The 17,270-nt window shown below is 76.2% G+C and carries 1 protein-coding gene; it reads right to left on the bottom strand.

Features of this window, described 5'->3' with window-relative positions; translation table 11 throughout:
- Positions 1-13: 13 nt before the first annotated feature.
- The gene (locus ACSLIC_RS11030; RefSeq protein ID WP_436737498.1) at positions 14-17,218 is read right to left on the bottom strand and encodes a non-ribosomal peptide synthase/polyketide synthase; all 17,205 of its coding nucleotides are present in this window, start codon (positions 17,216-17,218) and stop codon (positions 14-16) included.
- Positions 17,219-17,270: the final 52 nt, after the last annotated feature.

Genomic DNA, 17,270 nt, shown 5'->3' with positions numbered 1-17,270 from the left:
GCGTCGTCGCCGCTCACTGCCGCATCGCCGCCTCCAGCTCCCGGAGGACCTGTTCCTCCACGGCGGCGGTGAGCCCGGCGACCGTCGGGGCGTCGTAGAAGTCGCGGACGGTCAGGGTCACGCCGAAGGCGGCCCGGACGCGGGAGGTGACCTGGAGCAGTTGGACGGAGCTGCCGCCCAGGTCGAAGAAGTCGTCCTCGGCGCCGACGCCCTCCCGCCCCAGGACGTCCTGCCAGATGCCGGCCAGGGCCTCCTCGCCGGGCGTACGCGGCGCGACGTACGCGGTGCCGCCGCGCTCGGCCGGGTCCGGCTCGGGCAGCGCCCGGCGGTCCACCTTGCCGTTGGCGTTGAGCGGCAGCGCGTCCAGTTCGACCAGGACGGCCGGGACCATGTACGCCGGGACGAGGCTCTTGAGGTGGGCGCGGAGCGCGGCCGGGTCGAAGGGGTGGCCCGGGCGCGGCACGGCGTAGCCGACGAGGCGGGTGTCGCCGCGGGCGTCCCGGCCGGGCGCGACCACGGCCGCCGCCACCGCCGGGTGCGAGCCGAGGGCCGTCTCGATCTCGCCGGGCTCCACCCGGAAGCCGCGGACCTTCACCTGCTGGTCGGCGCGGCCGGCGAACTCCACGCCGCCGTCCGGGAGATACCGGGCGCGGTCGCCGGTGAGGTAGAGGCGGGCGCCGGGTTGGGTGCCGAACGGGTCGGCGACGAACCGGCGGGCGGTGAGCCCCGGCCGGTTGCGGTAGCCCCGCCCCACGCCGGGCCCGCCGATGTACAGGTCACCGGTGACTCCGACCGGCACCGGCCGCAGCGCCGCGTCCAGCAGGTACATGCGGACCCCGGGGTGGGGGTGGCCGATCGGCACGCCCGGGGTGTCCGGCAGCGTCTCGGGCCGGACCGGGTGGACGCAGGACTCGACGGTCGCCTCCGTGACGCCGTACCCGTTGACGACGGTGGTCGACGCGGCGGTGCGGGCCAGCAGGCGGCGGCAGTCGTCGGAGCGCCACAGGTCGGCGCCGCCCGCCAGCACCCGCAGCTCCGGCAGGTGCGTGCCGCGCCGCTCGGCCTCCTCGGCGACCGCGGTGAGCAGCGCCGGGACCGTGTCCAGATGGGTGATGCGGGCCTCGGCGAGCAGGTCGAGGAGGCGCCCGGGGTCGGCGACCGTGTCGGCCGGGGCGATCACCAGCGTTCCGCCGTGGCAGAGCGCGTGGACCAGGTCGGAGACGAACACGTCGAAGGAGAAGCTGGCGACGTTGAGCTGACGCAGCGGCTCCTGCCCCGGCTCCGGCGCGAGGCCGTACCCCGCGTCCCAGGAGGCCGCGCCGTGCACGACGCTGACGTGCTCGACCTGCACGCCCTTGGGCTGGCCGGTCGACCCGGAGGTGTAGATGACGTAGGCGAGGTCGTGCGGGGTCACCCCGGTCTCCGGCATCCGGGCGGGCCGGGCGGCGATCCGGCCGGCCTCGGCGTCCAGGGAGAGCACGGGCACCTCTCCGCCTGGCAGCCGTGCGGCGAGCACGTCGCGGGTGACGACGAGGGCGGCGCCGCTGTCGGACAGGACGTACGCCAGCCGGTCCGCCGGGTGCGTCGCGTCGAGCGGGACGTAGGCGCCGCCCGCCTTGAGCACTGCCAGCACCGCCACCGCCAGCTCCACCCCGCGCTCCAGGCAGATCGCGACGACCGCACCCGGCCCGACGCCGTGGGCGGCCAGGTGCTGGGCGAGCCGGTTCGCGCGCTCCTCCAGCTCGGCGTAGGTCAGCGTGTCCGGGCCCGAGGCCACCGCCTCGGCGCCGGGCGTGCGGCGGGCCTGGGCGGCGATCAGCTCGTGCAGGCAGGCCTCACGCGGGTACGGCACGGGGGCGCCGCTCCAGCCGCCCGGCGCCAGCAGCGCCCGCTCCTGCTCGCCGGTGAGCGAGGGGAGGGCGGCGGGCGGCAGCCCGGTGCGGGCGGGCATGCCGTCCAGCAGCACCGACAGGTGGCGGGCGAGGTGGCCGATCCGGCCGGCGTCGAAGAGGGCCGGGTCGTAGGAGAGGTCCAGCGCGAGCCGGTCGCCGTCGGTGTACGCGGTCAGGTCCAGCGCGTAACTGGTGGTGTCGACCGCCGTCACCTCGGAGATCCGCAGGCCGTGGAGGGCGGCGGACGCCTCGTTGTCCGGGTAGTTCTCGAAGACCACCAGGGAGTCGAACAGCTCGGCTCCCGGCGGGAGTTCGGAGACCTCCCGAATCTCGCGCAGGGCCAGGTGCTCGAAGCCCCGGGCCTGGGCCTGCTCCTCCTGGAGGCGGCCCAGCCAGTCGGCCAGCGTCTGGCCCTCCTCGGCGGGGCGCACCCGCACCGGCAGGGTGTTGAGGAAGTTGCCGACGGTCGACTCCATGCCGGGCAGCTCCGCCGGACGGCCGGAGGTGGTGGCGCCGAAGCAGACGTCACTCTCCCCGGCGTGCCGGGCGAGCAGCAGCGCCCAGGCGCCCTGCACCACCGTGTTGAGGGTGAGGTGGTGGCGGGCGGCCATCGTGGACAGCGCCTTCGCCCGCTCCTCGGCCAGCTCCACGCGGACCCGCGCGGCGGCGTGCGCCCGGTGGCCGGGCGCGGGACGCCGGTCGTAGGGCAGCGGGGTCGGCGCGTCGAAACCGGCCAGCGCCCCGGCCCAGTACTGCCGGGCCGCCGACCCGTCCTGGCCGCGCAGCCAGGCCACGTACTCCCGGAACGGCGGGCGGGTCAGGGCGGCCGGTGCCGCGTTGGTGCCGAGGGCGGCGTACTGGGCGAAGACGTCCTCGAAGATCCGGGTGGTGCTCCACCCGTCGAGGACGAGGTGGTGGAAGGTCCACACGACCCGGACGGCGTCGGGGCGGGCCCGGACGAGGACCAGCTTCATCAGCGGCCCGGCCGTCAGGTCGACGCCCGCCGCCCGCTCGGCCGCCGCCAGTTCCACCAGCGCGGCGGCCTGGGCGTCCTGGGGCAGCTGCGACCAGTCGAGATGGCGGACGGTGAGCGGGGCGCGGCGCCGGACCACCTGGAGCGGTTCGGGCACGCCCTCCCAGACCAGGTGGGTGCGGAGCGCCGGGGTGGCGTCGACCAGCCGCTGCCAGGCGGTGGCCAGGCGGAGCGGGTCACCGGCGCCCTCCAGGAGGAACGACGCCTGGTCGAGGTAGACCCCGGGGTCGGCGAGGGTGTGCAGCAACATGCCGTTCTGGAGCGGGGTGAGCGGATAGACGTCCTCGACGGCGGCGGCCGCCGCGCCGGTCCCGGCCAGCGCGTCCACCCCGGCCTGGTCGAGCCCGGCCAGCGGGAAGTCCGACGGGGTGCGCCCGCCGGCCGCGGGCTGCGCGCAGTGCCGTACGAGGGCCCGCAGTTCGGCGGTGAAGTCCCGGGCCAGGCGCTCGACGGTCGCCGCGTGGTGCAGCCCGGCCGAGTAGGCCCAGGTGAAGGAGAGGACGCCGTCGCCGCCGACGATTCCGGTCACGTCGATCAGGTGGGCCCGTTCCTCGCCGGGATGGTGGTCCTGCCCGAGCGGGGGGAGAGCCCTGCGCAGGGGCCCCGCGCCCGGGGCGGCCTCGGCGTCGAACCGGCCGTGGTAGTTGAAGCTGAGCTGCGGTTCGGGCAGCGAGGCGAGGGGCGAGGCGCCGCCATCGGGAACCAGGTGGCGCAGCACGCCGTAGCCGATGCCGCGGTCGGGCACCGCCCGCAGCTGCTCCTTCACCGACTTCAGCGCGGCACCCGGGTCGTCGCCGTCCGGCAGGCTGAGCGCCACCGGGTAGATCGAGGTGAACCAGCCGACGGTACGGGTCAGGTCGACGTCGGCGAACAGCTCCTCGCGGCCGTGTCCCTCCACCGCGACGGCCGTCCGGCCGCGCCCCGTCCAGGTGCGCAGGGCGCGGGCGAGCGCGGTCAGCAGCACGTCGTCGGTGCGGGTGCGGTAGACCTCCGGCACCTGGTGGAGCAGGGCGGCCGTCTCCTCGGGGTCGAGGGCGACCTCCACGGTGGCCTGGTCGGCCATGGTGTTGCCGCCGCCCGGCAGGTCGACGGGGAGCGCGGGCCCGGCCGCCTCGCCGACGCCCCGCCAGTACTCCCGCTGCCCGTCGAAGCCGCCCTCGGCGGCGCGCCGGGCCAGCCGCTCGGCCCACTGGACCACCGAGGCGGTCTTCGGGCCCAGCTCCACCGGGCTGCCGGTGGCGGCCTGCTCGTAGGCGCGGCCCAGGTCCTCCAGGAGGACGCGCCAGGAGACGCCGTCGACCAGCAGGTGGTGGGCGGCGACGAAGAGCCAGGCCGGGCGGCCGGGCCCGCGGTCGCCGACGAGGACGCGGAAGAGCGGGCCCCGGGCGAGGTCCATGCCGGACTGGGCGGCCCGCGCCAGCTCCTCCCACGCGGCCTGCTCACCGTCCGGGGCGAGGCGGTGCACGGTCAGGACGGCGTCCGGGTCGACGGCCGCGGCGAGGTGGCCCGCCCTATGGCCGTCGGCTCCGCGGGTGAAGACGGAGCGCAAGGCGTCGTGGTGGCCGAGCAGCGCGGCGACGGCCTCACGCAGGGCGCCCACCTCGGTGCCGGGCGCCAGCTCGAACGCCAGCGACATGGCGAAGTGCGCGGGCGCCACCGGGTGGTGGGCGAAGAACCACTCGCGGACCGGAGTCGGCCCCACCGGCCCGCTGACGACGCCCTGCGGCGCGCGGGACGCCTCGCCGGGCTCCGTCCCGGCGGCCGAGGCGGCAAGCCCGGCGACGGTCTGCCGCAGGAAGATGTCCCGCGAGGAGAGCGCCAGCCCGGCCCGGCGCGCCCGCGAGACGACCTGGAGGCTGGTGATGGAGTCGCCGCCGAGGGTGAAGAAGTTGTCGTGGACGCCGACGCGTTCAGTGCCGAGGACCTCGGCCCAGATGGCGGCGAGGGTCTCTTCGGTGGGGGTGGAGGGCGCGGTGTGGGCGGCGCCCGCCGTGCGGTCGGGAGTGGGCAGGGCGCGGTGGTCGACTTTGCCGTTCGGGGTGAGCGGCAGCGCGTCGAGGAGGACGAAGGCCGAGGGGACCAGATACTCCGGCAGCGACCGCGAGAGGTGGGCGCGCAGCTCCTCCGCCCCGGTGGCCCCGACCACGTAGGCCGCGAGGTACTTGCTGCCCGGACGGTCCTCACGGGCCAGGACACAGGCCCGGGTGACCTCCGGGTGGCCGAGCAGCGCCGCTTCGGTCTCGGCGGGTTCGATGCGGTGGCCGCGGATCTTGATCTGGGTGTCGGTGCGGCCGAGGAAGTGGAGGCGGCCGTCGGGGTGGCGGGTGACGAGGTCGCCGGTGCGGTAGAGGCGGGTGCCGGGGTGGTGGGGGTCGGGGATGAAGCGGGTGGCGGTGAGGGCGGGTTGGGCGTCGTATCCGCGGGCGAGGCCGGTGCCGCCGAGGTAGAGCTCGCCGGGGACGCCTGCGGGGACGGGGGCCAGGGAGGTGTCGAGGACGTAGGCCTGGGTGTTGTCCATGGGCAGGCCGAGCGGGACCGGGCCCTGCGCGGTGTCGGTGGGGGTCAGGGGGCCGCTGATGGCGAAGGTGGTCGTCTCGGTGGGGCCGTAGACGTGGACCACGGTGAGGTTCGGGTTGGTGGCCTGGACCTTGTTCATCGCCGTCGGGGAGGCGGCCTCGCCGCCGGTCCAGACCTCGTGGAGGCCGGTGAAGCAGCCGGGGTCCTCCTCGGCGAGGAGGTCGAAGAGGGCCTTGGTGAGGAAGACCGCCGTGACCCCGGAGGCCACGGCCTCGCGGACCACGGGCGCGGTGATCTCGCGTTCGGCGACGGTGAGGGTGTGGCCGTTGAGGAGGGCGGTCCAGATCTCGTAGGTGGCGGCGTCGAAGGAGTGGGGGGAGTGGAAGAGGAGGTGGCGGTGGGCGCCGTTGCGCCAGCGGGAGTCGGTGGCCAGCGCGGTGATGTCGGCGTGGGTGATCGCGACGCCCTTGGGCTTGCCGGTGGAGCCCGAGGTGTACATGACGTAGGCGAGGGAGTCGGGGTGGATCTTGGCCGGGGGCCGGCCGGACGACGTCGGTTCGGTGTCGACCCGCAGGGCGGGGACGCCGGCGACGGAGGGCAGGTCGCGGTCGGTGAGGACGAGGGCGGCGCGGCTGCGGGCGAGAATGTCGCGGGTGCGCTCCTCGGGATTGGCGGCGTGCAGAGGGACGTACGCGCCGCCGGACTTGAGCACCGCCAGCAGGGCGACGACCAGATCGGCCGACCGCTCCAGGAGCACGCCCACCCGGGACTCGGCGGTGACACCCCGTTCGACCAGGACGCGGGCCAGCCGCTCGGCACGCGCGTCCAGCTCGGCGTAGGTCAGCTGTCCTGAAGGTGAGATGAGGGCGACGGCGTCGGGGTGCTCCGCCACCCGGGCCGCGAAGGCGGCCGGGACCGGCAGGGGCGGGGCCCCCGTCGCCCTGCCCTCGGCGGCGGCCAGGGCCTCGGCGTGCTCGGCGGGGCCGAGCATCGGCACCTCGCGCAGGGGGCGCTCGGGATCGCCGGTGGCGAGCCGCGCGGCCAGCTCCAGCCAGTGCCCGGCCAGCCGCGCCACCGTGGCGGCCTCGTACAGGTCCGTGCTGTACGAGACGACGGCGAAGAGCCCGTCGTCGGACTGCGGTTCGAACTCGACGTTCAGGTCGAAGGGGGCCGTCTCCACCGGCGGCAGCGTCTCCTCGACCAGCAGGCCGGGCAGCGCGAACGAGTCCCGGGGCGCGTTCTGGAGCGTGACGGCGGCCTGCACCAGCGGGGTGCGGCCCGGGTCGCGGTCGGGCGCCAGCTCCTCCACCAGACGGCTGAACGGCACCTCCTGGTGGGCGAAGGCGGCCAGCGTGGTCCCGCGCACCTGGTCGAGCAGGGCACCGAAACCGGCCGCCTCGTCGATCCGGGAGCGCAGGACGAGCGTGTTGACGAAGAAGCCGACGAGCCCTTCGAGTTCGGTGCGGTCACGGCCCGAGACGGCGGTTCCCACCGCCAGGTCGCGCTGTCCGCTGTGCCGGGCCAGCACCAGCTGGGTGACGGCGGTCAGCGCCATCGACAAGGTCGCGCCCCGCCGCCGCGCCGCCTCGCCGAGGGCCACGGCCACCTCGCGCGGCACCGGGAAGGAGTGCAGGGCGCCGCGCCCGCTGCGGACCGCCGGGCGGGGCCGGTCGGTGGGCAGCTCCAGTACCGAAAGCCCGTCCAACTGGCGTCGCCAGTAGGCGAGATGCGGTTCCAGTGCCGTGTCGGTGAGGCGGTCGCGCTGCCAGGCCGCGTAGTCCGGGTAGTGCGCCGGGAGCGCCGGCAGCGCCGGTGCGGTGCCGCGTACGGCGGAGGCGTACAGCTCGCTCAGTTCACGGGCGACGATCCCCATCGACCAGCCGTCGGTGACGATGTGGTGGAGGGTGAGCATCAGCGTGGCGCCGTCCGGGGAGGCGCCGGGGGCGTCGCCGACCAGCAGGACGCGGATCAGCGGGCCGGTGCGCAGGTCGAACGGCCGGATCGCCTCGGCGCGCAGGGCGGCGCGGGCCTCCTCGACCGAGCCGGGCTCCGCCACGCGTACCGGAACCTCCAGCCGGGCGTGGACCGTCTGCGTGCCGCGGCCGTCCACCGGGGCGAAGGTGGTGCGCAGCGCCTCGTGGCGGGCGACCAGGCCCGCGACCGCCGTGCGCAGCGCCGGCAGGTCGAGGGCGCCGGTCAGCCGGAGCGTCGTCACCACGTTGTACTCGCTGGAGCCGGGCGCGAACTCGTCGAGGAACCACAGGCGTTCCTGCGCGAAGGAGAGCGGCAGCGCGCCGTCACGGGGTGCCCGGGGCACCGGGCCGCCGGAGACGGGGCCGTTCCCCGCCGGGACCGCGTCGACGGCCGCCGCGAGGGAGGCGACGGTCGGGTGGTCGAAGAGCGTCCGCGGGGAGAGTTCCGCCCCCAGCCGCGTCCGCAGCCGCGAGACCACCTTCAGCCCCGCGATGGAGTCCCCGCCCAGCGTGAAGAAGTCCTGGTGCGCGCCGACCCGCCCGGCCCCGAGCACCTCGGCCCAGACCTCCGCCACCACGGTCTGCGTCCCGGGCAGCGGCGCGGTGTACTCCGCGCTCCCCTCGTCCCGGCCGCCGTCCGCGTCGCCGGGCGCGGGCAGCGCCCGCCGGTCGACCTTGCCGTTGACGGTCAGCGGCAGTGCCGCCAGCTCGACCAGGTCCGAGGGGACCATGTACGCGGGCAGCCGCCCGGCCAGGTCGGCCCGGACCGCCGGCACGTCCAGCGCCGTACCTCCCGCCGGGACCACGTACGCCACCAGCCGCTTCGTCCCGGAGCGGCTCTCCCGGGCCGCCACCGCCACCCCGCCGACGTCGGCGCGGGTCCGCAGCGCCGCCTCGACCTCGCCCAGTTCGACGCGGTGGCCGCGGATCTTCACCTGGCCGTCGCCCCGGCCGAGGAAGGCGAGGCGGCCGTCGGGGCCGCGCCGCACCACGTCCCCCGAGCGGTACAGCCGCCGGCCCGAGCCGAAGGGGTCGGCCACGAACCGGGCCGAGGTCAGCGCGGACCGCCCGTCGTAGCCGCGGGCCAGCCCCGGACCGCCCAGGTACAGCTCACCCGGGACACCGACGCCGACCGGGCGCAGCGCGCCGTCCAGCACGTAGGCCAGCGTCTCGTCCATGGGGCGGCCGAGGGGGACGGGGCGGGGACGGGCGGTGTCGTCGGGGGCGACGGGGCCGCAGAGGGCGAAGGTGGTGGCCTCGGTCGGGCCGTAGACGTGGACGAGTTCCGTCCCGGGGCAGTGCGCCGCCATCCGCGCCATCGCGGAGGCGGAGGCGGCCTCGCCGCCGGTCCACACCTCGCTGAGCCCCGCGAAACAGGCCGGGTCCTCCTCGGCCAGCGCGCCGAAGAGCGCCGTGGTCAGGAAGACCGCCGTCACCCCGCGCCCGGCCGCGCGCCGCACCACCGGTGCCGACAGGTCCTCCTCGGCCACCTCCACGCAGCCGCCGTTCAGCAGCGGCACCCACACCTCGTAGGTGGCCGCGTCGAAGGAGTGCGGGGAGTGGAACAGCACGTGCCGGTGGGCGCCCGACTCCCATCGCCGGTCGGCCGCGAGGGAGACCACGGCCCGGTGGGTGACGGTGACGCCCTTCGGCGTGCCGGTCGACCCGGAGGTGGACATGACGTACGCCGGTTCGTCGGCCGGTACCGCCCGCGCCGGGGAGCCCGCGCCCGCCTCGGCGGGGTCCGTCGCACGCCGGGTGGCGTCCGCGAGCCGCAGCACGCCGACCCCGGCCGGGAGGTGCGGGGCAGAGGCGTCGGCCAGCAGGAGCTGGGCCCCGGCGCTGCCGAGGATCTGCTCCATCCGCTCCACCGGGTGGGCCGCGTGCAGCGGGACGTAGGCCGCGCCCGTCTTCAGCACCGCCAGCATCGCCACCACCACGTCCGGCGAGCGGCGCAGCAGCAGCCCCACCCGGGCCCCGGCTCCGGTCCCGCGCCGGCGCAGCGCCGCCGCGACCCGGTCCGACCGGGCGTCCAGTTCGCGGTAGGTGAAGGTGAGGGCGCCGCAGCGGACGGCGGGCGCGTCCGGCGTCGCGGCCACCCGCCGGGCGAATACCTCGGGCACCGAGGAAGCCGCGGCTGCCCCGTCCAGGCCGCCGCTCCACTCGCCGAGCACCCGTTCGCGCTCGGCCCCGGCCAGCAGCGGCAGCGCCGCCAGGCTGCCCTCGCCGGTGTCCTCGGCGAGGGCGGTGAGGGCCCGCAGGAAGCCCTCGGTGAGCCGCTCGGCGGTGTCGGCGTCGAACAGCGCCGGGTCGTAACCGACGGTCAGCTCGTAGGAGCCGGAGGGGCGGACGGTCAGGGTCAGCGGGTAGTTGGTGGACTCGACCGCGTCCAGCTCGCGGACCGTCACCCCGCGGCCTGCGGCCTCGCCCGTGGCCACCGGGTAGTTCTCGACCACCAGCAGGCTGTCGAAGAGCGCTGCCTGGGCGGGCACGTCGGCGGGGATCTCGTGCAGCGGTACGTGGGCGTACTCGTCGGCCCCGGCCTGCGCCTCGCCGATCCGCCGCAGCCACGGCCCGACCGGCTCGCCGGGCAGGGCGGTGACCCGCACCGGCACGGTGTTGATGAAGAGGCCCACCGTCGACTCGGCGCCCGGCAGCCCGGCGGGCCGCCCCGAGACCGTCGTCCCGAAGACCACGTCCCGCGCACCGGCGTGCGCGGCCAGCGTCAGCGCCCAGGCGGCCTGCGCCATCGTGCCGGGCGTCACCCGGTGGCGGCGGGCGGCGGCGGTGACGGCCGCCGAGGCGTCCGCGCCGAGCCGGGTGGCGAACCGTCCGGTGGACCCGGTGCGGTGCGCCTCGCCCGGGGCGCGGTCGTAGGGCAGCGCGGTCGGCCCGGCGAACCCGGCGAGCCGGTCCCGCCAGAACGCCCGGCCCGCCGTCCGGTCCCGCCCGGCCAGCCACACCAGGTGGTCGCGGAAGGCGCCCCGTACGGGGAGCCGCGCCGGCTCCCCGCCCCGGGCGGCGGCGTACGCGGCCACCACGTCGGCGACGACGGCCGCGCTGCTCCACCCGTCGAGCAGCAGATGGTGGAAGGTCCACACCACCCGCACCCGTCCGCCCGGCAGCGCCGCCAGCGCGACCCGGGTCAGCGGTCCGTCCCCGCCCAGCTCCATCCCGGCGGCCCGGTCCTCGGCGAGCAGCGCGGTCAGCAGCGCCGCGCACTCGGCCTCCGTACGACCACTCCAGTCCAGCCGCGCCACCGGGACCCGCACCTCCCGGTGGACCACCTGCACCGGCTCGGGCAGTCCGGCCCAGGCGAGCGAGACCCGGAGCGCGTCCGAGGCGTTGACCACCCGCCGCCATGCCCGGGCCAGGGCGTCCAGGTCGTCCGCCCCGTCCAGCACGAAGGTGAACTGCTCCAGGTAGGAGCCCTGTTCCGGGTCGTTCAGGGCGTGGAAGAGCATCCCTGCCTGCAAGGGCGTCAGCGGGTACACGTCCGCCACCTCACGGGGCCCGCGCCCCCCGCCGTCGCCCAGGGTGATCCGGTCCACCTCCTCCTGGGTGAGCCGCACCAGGGGGAAGTCGGAGGGGGTGCAGCGGCCCGTGCCTGGCCGGGCGCAGTGTCCGAGGAGCCCGCGCAGCTCGGCCGCGTACCGCTCGGCCAGCGCCGCCACCGTCGCCCGCTCGTGCAGCGTCTCGGAGTACGCCCAGCTGAAGGTCAGCCGCCCGTCCTGGACGGCGCCGACCACCTCCAGGACGTGGCCGCGCCGCTCGCCCGGATCGTGCTCGCCGCCCGGGTTCAGCACGAGGGAGCGGGCCCAGCCGGAGTCGTCCGCCGTGCCGAAGTGGCCGAGGTAGTTGAAGGCCAGTTCGGGGGTGGGCGCTGCGGCGAGCGCGCGGGCCCGGTCCCCGGCGGGGCCGGGCTCGGCGGCCCGCAGGTACCGCAGGGCGCCGTACCCCACGCCCTGCCCGGGGACCGACCGCAGCCGCTCCTTGACGGCGGGCAGCAGCTCCCGCCAGTCGCCGTCGTCCGGGGCGGCGGGGAGGTCGAGGGTGACGGGGTGCAGGGAGGTGAACCAGCCGACGGTGCGGGTCAGGTCGACGTCCTCGAACAGCTCCGCGCGGCCGTGCGCCTCCAGGTGCACGGCCAGCCGTCCGCCGCCGGCCCACGGGCCGAGCGTCCGGGCGAGCGCGGCCAGCAGGACGTCGTTGGGCCGGGTGCGGTAGGCGGCCGGGACGGCGTGCAGCAGCGCCTCGGTCTCCTCCGCGGTCAGGCCCACCGAGACGGACCGCTCGCTGCCGACGGTGTTCGCCCCGCCGGGCCGGTCCACCGGAAGCCGGGTGGCCGTGTCCGCCAGCACGCCTTCCCAGTAGGGGAGTTCGCCGTCGAAGTTCCCCGCCGTGGTGTGCGCTGCCAGCCGCTCGGCCCACTGCCGGACCGAGGTGCCCTTGGGGCCGTACGCGGGCTCCGCGCCCTCCGCGATCCGGCGGTACGCCGACTCCAGGTCCTCCAGGAGCACCCGCCAGGACACGCCGTCCATCACCAGGTGGTGGGCGGCGATCAGGACCTGCGGGGGCACCTCGGGCCCGCCGGTCCGCACCAGGACGCGGACGAGCGGGCCCTCGGCCAGCTCCAGCCCGGCCTGGACACGGGCGGTCAGCGCCGCCCAGGCGGCGTCCCCCTCGTCCGGGACGGGGGTGAAGACCTCGTCCACGTCGAGGGCGGCGGCGATCCGCCCGGACCAACTGCCGTCGGCGGCACGGGCGAAGGTCGAGCGCAGCGCGTCGTGCCGCTCCAGCACGGCGGCCACTGCCGCCCGCAGGACGGCGAGATCCGTACCGGCGGGGAGCAGGAACCCGGCACCCATGTGGAAGTGGTGCGGCGCGGCGGGGTGGGTGGCGAAGAACCACTCGCGGATCGGCGTCGTGGCGACCTCGCCGCTCACCACGCCCTGTTCGGCGAGGGTCCCGGCCGTCTCCGTGGTGGCCTCGCCGGTCCGGGCGGCGAGGGCGGCGACGGTGGGGTTCAGGAAGACGTCGCGGGAGGTGAGGGTGAGTCCGGTGCGGCGGGCGCGGGAGACCACTTGGAGGCTGATGATCGAGTCGCCGCCCAGGTCGAAGAAGTTGTCGTCGGCGCCGACGCGTTCGGCGCCGAGGATTTCGGCCCAGATGTCGGCGAGTAGTCGTTCGGTCTCGGTTCGGGGTGCGGTGTACGTGGTGGTGTCGGTGGTGAGGCGGGGTGTGGGCAGGGCGGCCCGGTCGAGCTTGCCGGCGGCGTTGAGCGGCAGCGCGTCGAGGGTGACGAAGGCCGCCGGGACCATGTGGCCGGGGAGGGCCTGGGCCAGGTGCGCCCGGACCCCGGCCGTGTCGGGGGCGGCGCCGTCCGTGGGGACCAGGTAGGCGGCGAGGTACTTGGTGCCGGGGGTGTCCTCGCGGAGGACGACGGCGGCCCGGGCTATCTCCGGGTGCCCGGTGAGGGCGGTCTCGATCTCGCCGGTCTCCACGCGGTGGCCGCGGATCTTGATCTGGTGGTCGTTGCGGCCGGCGTACTCCAGGGTGCCGTCGGGGCGGCGGCGGACCAGGTCGCCGGTGCGGTAGAGCCGCTGTCCCGCGTGGTACGGGTGGGCGACGAAGCGGGCGGCCGTCAGGCCGGGCTGGCCGTGGTAGCCGCGGGCGAGGCTTCCCGCGAGGTACAGCTCGCCCCGAACGCCGTCGGGGACCGGGTTGAGCGTCGCGTCCAGGACGTACGCCGTCTTCCCGGCGAGGGCGCGGCCGATGGGCACGGCGGTGCCCTCCGGGGCCGGGTCCGTGTCGGAGAACCAGCCGGTGGCGTAGACGGTGGCCTCGGTGGGGCCGTAGATGTTGGCGACGTCGGTCTGGGGCAGGGTGCGGCGGACGGTGTCGAGGAGGGTGGTGGGGAACGCCTCGCCGGCGAGGACCAGCAGGCTCGGGTCGAGGTGGGTGGTGGGGTCGTCGAGGACGGCGGTGACGGCGGAGGGGACGGCGGAGACGAGGGTGCCGTTCCAGGCCGGGCGGTCGGTGAGGCTGAGGATGTCGTGCGCGATCTCCAGCGTGCCGCCGGTGGCGAGGGTGCCGAAGAGTTCGAAGACGGAGACGTCGAAGTTGAGGCTGGTGGAGAAGAAGGTGTGGCGGAAGGTCTCCTCGCCGAGTGCCGTCGCCCAGGTGACCAGGCGGCTCATGGCCTGGTGGGGGACGACGACGCCCTTGGGCTTTCCGGTCGAGCCGGAGGTGTAGATGGTGTACGCCGCGTTCGCCGGGGAGAGGGCCGGGTGCGGCACCGGGCGGTCGTCGGCGGTGAGGGCCTCGGTGACGAGGGACGTGTCCACGGTGAGGTGGACGCCGCTGTCCTGTCGCATGTGGCGGAGGCGGTCGGCGGGGTACTCGGGGTCGAGCGGGACGTAGGCCGCGCCGGTCTTGAGGATGGCGAGGGCGGCGATCACCAGGTCCGGGGTACGCGGCAGTGAGATGCCGATCCGGCGTTCCGGTCCGGCGCCGAGGTGCAGCAGGTGCCGGGCGAGCTGGTCCGAGCGGCGGCCCAGCTCCGCGTACGGGACGGAGGTGTCCCCGTGCCGGAGCGCGACCGCCTCCGGGGCCTCCGCGATGCGCTCGGCGACCAGTTCCACGACCGTGCGGAAGGGGACGCCCTCCCGCTCCGGGGCCTCGGACGGCGGGAGCAGGGCGGCGCGTTCGGCGCCGTCCTGCAGGGTGAGGCGGGCCAGCGGCAGCTCGGGCGTGCGCACCGCCTGCCCGGCGAGGGCCAGCCAGTGGCGGCCGAGCCGCTCCACGGTGGCCGCGTCGAACAGGTCGGAGTTGTACTCCACCTCGGCCGTGAGCCGCCCGTCGGGCTCCGCGAAGAACTCCCACAGGAGGTCGAACCGGGAGGAGGCCCGGGGCACCGGCTGCCGGCGGGCCGGGCGGCCCGCGAAGTCGGGGGCGATGTCCAGGGAGTTCTGGAGCACCAGCAGGGCCTGCACGAGCGGGGTACGGCTCGGGTCGCGGTCGGCGCCCACCGCCTCCACCACCCGGTCGAACGGGGCCTCCTGACGGGCGAAGGCGTCCAGCACCGTGGCGCGGACCTGCCGGAGGAAGGCGTCGAACGGCACCTGCCCCGTCACCTGCTGCCGCAGCACCAGGGTGTTGACGAAGAACCCGGCCAGTTCCTCCACTTCGGGCCGCTCGCGCCCGGCGACCACCGTGCCGAGCGCGATGTCCCGCTGCCCGGTGTGCCGGGAGAGCAGCAGCTGGGTGACGGCGGTCAGCGCCATGAAGAGGCTGGCGCCGCCCTCCCGCGCCACCGTGGTGAGCCGGTCCGCCAGCTCCGCCGGGACCTCGAAGGTGTGCAGTGCGCCGGCCGTGGTGCGTACGGCCGGGCGGGGCCGGTCGGTGGGCAGGTCCAAGGGCTCGGTCCCGGCCAGCTTCTCCCGCCAGTAGGCCAGCTGGCCGTCGAGGGCGTCGCCGGCCACCCGGTCGCGCTGCCAGGCGGCGAAGTCCGCGTACCGCACGGGCAGCGGCGCGAGCGGGGCCCGCTCGCCGCGCACCGCCGCCGTGTACAGGGTGCTCAGCTCGCGCGTGATGATCCCCATCGACCAGCCGTCCGTGACGATGTGGTGCATCGTCAGGACCAGCACGGTCGCCGCCTGCCGGGCGAGCCGCACCACCAGGACGCGTGCGGGCGGGCCGGTGCGCAGGTCGAACGCCATGGCCTGCTCCGCCGCCAGCAGCCGGCGCAGCTCCTCCTCGCCGTCCGCGTCGACCGCGCGCAGCGGCAGCGGAAGCGCGGGGTGCACGGTCTGCCCGGCCTCGGCGAAGGTGGTGCGCAGCGGCTCGTGCCGCGCGGCGAGGCCGTCCAGCGCGCCGCGCAGCGCCGCCAGGTCCAGCCCGCCCGCGACGCGCAGCGCGAGGCCGGTGTTGTACTCGACGCCGCCCGGCGCGAACGCGTCCAGGAACCACAGCCGTTCCTGCCCCGGCGAGAGCGGCAGCGGCCCTCCGTCGCGGGGCGCGGCCGGGATCTCCCCGCCCGGGGCCGCCGGGCCGGTGGTCTCCCGGGTCAGCACCGCCGCCAGCCCGGCCGGGGTCGGGTGGTCGAAGAGTGTACGGGCGGGCAGGTCGGCGCCGAGCGTGCGGCGCAGCCGCGACAGTGCCTTCAGGGCGGTGACCGAGTCGCCGCCCAGGGCGAAGAAGTCGTCCTCGGCACCGGCCCGTTCGACCCCGAGGAGCCCGGCCCACAGCTCGCACAGGGCGCGCTCGGTGTCGTTCCTCGGCGCGCGGTACGGGCCCTGCGCGGTGGCCGGGCCCGGGGCGGGGAGGGCACGCTGGTCGATCTTGCCGTTGGGGGTCAGCGGCAGCGTGTCGAGGGTGACGAAGGCGGCCGGGACCATGTACTCCGGCAGCGTCCGGGCGAGCCGGGCGCGCAGCGTCGCCGGGTCCTGCGGCGCGGTGGCCACCAGGTAGGCGGTGAGCCGCCTGGTACCGGGGCGGTCCTCGCGGGCGACGACGCAGGCGCGGGTGACGGCCGGGTCGGCGAGGAGAGCGGCCTCGATCTCGGTCGGCTCGATGCGGTGGCCGTTGATCTTGACCTGGGTGTCGGTGCGGCCGAGGAAGTCGATCCGGCCGTCCGGGCGGCGGCGGACCAGGTCGCCCGTGCGGTAGAGGCGCCCGCCGGCCCGGTACGGGTCGGGCACGAACCGGGCGGCGGTCAGCGCGGGTTGCCCGTCGTAGCCCCGGGCCAGCCCGGCGCCGCCGAGGTACAGCTCGCCCGGGGTGCCCACCGGCACCGGGGTGAGGGCGGCGTCGAGGACGTGGGCGCCGGTGCCGTCCATCGCGGTGCCCAGAGGGACCGGGGTGTGGCGGGTGTCGGCCGGGGAGAGGGGGCCGCAGACGGCGAAGGTGGTCGTCTCGGTGGGGCCGTAGACGTGGACCAGGGTGAGTTCCGGCACGGCCTGCTGGACGCGGGCCATCGCGGCGGGGGAGGCGGCCTCGCCGCCGGTCCAGACCTCGCTGAGGCCCGTGAAGCAGTCCGGGTCCTCCTCCGCGAGGAGGTCGAAGAGGGCCTTGGTGAGGAAGACGGCCGTCACCCCGCCCGCCACGGCCCGGCGCAGCACCGGCCCGCTGATCTCCTCCTCGGCGACGGTGACCGTGCCGCCGTTCAGCAGCGGGACCCAGATCTCGTACGTCGCCGCGTCGAAGGAGTGCGGGGAGTGGAAGAGGACCTGCGTGTGGGCGGCGCCGCGCCAGCGGGTGTCGGCGGCCAGTGCGGTGACGGCGGCGTGGGTGACGGCCACCCCCTTGGGGACGCCGGTCGAGCCCGAGGTGAACATGACGTACGCGAGCGCGTCCGGGAGAGGGGGCGCGGCGGGCAGGGGGGGAATGCCCGTCGCGGAGGTGTCCGCCCGTAGCGCGGGGAACCCGGCGACGGTGGACCGGTCCTGGTCGGTGAGGACGAGCACGGCACGGCCGCGGGTGAGGAGGGAACGGTTCCGCTCCTCGGGGCTGTCCGGGTGCAAGGGGACGTACCCGGCCCCCGCCTTCAGCACGGCGAGCATGGCAACGACCACCTCCGCCGAGCGGGCCATCAGCAGCCCCACCCGGGACTCCGCGCCCACTCCCCGCCCGGCCAGGACGCGCGCCAGCCCCTCCGCCCGCCGGTCGAGTTCGCGGTAGGTCAGGGTGCGCCCGCCCGAGACGAGGGCCACCGCGTCCGGGGTGGCCGCCGCGCGGGCCGCGAACCCCTCCACGACCGTCGCGTGCTGGACCGCCGGCGTCGACCGCTCATCCTGGAACATCGTGAACTCTCCGGATATCTCGAAACTGATGGCGCACGGACACGGCGGCTCC

This window comes from Streptomyces sp. BBFR102, from assembly GCF_051397025.1.
Lineage (GTDB): Bacteria > Actinomycetota > Actinomycetes > Streptomycetales > Streptomycetaceae > Streptomyces.
This window is presented reverse-complemented; position numbering and strand designations above follow the sequence as displayed.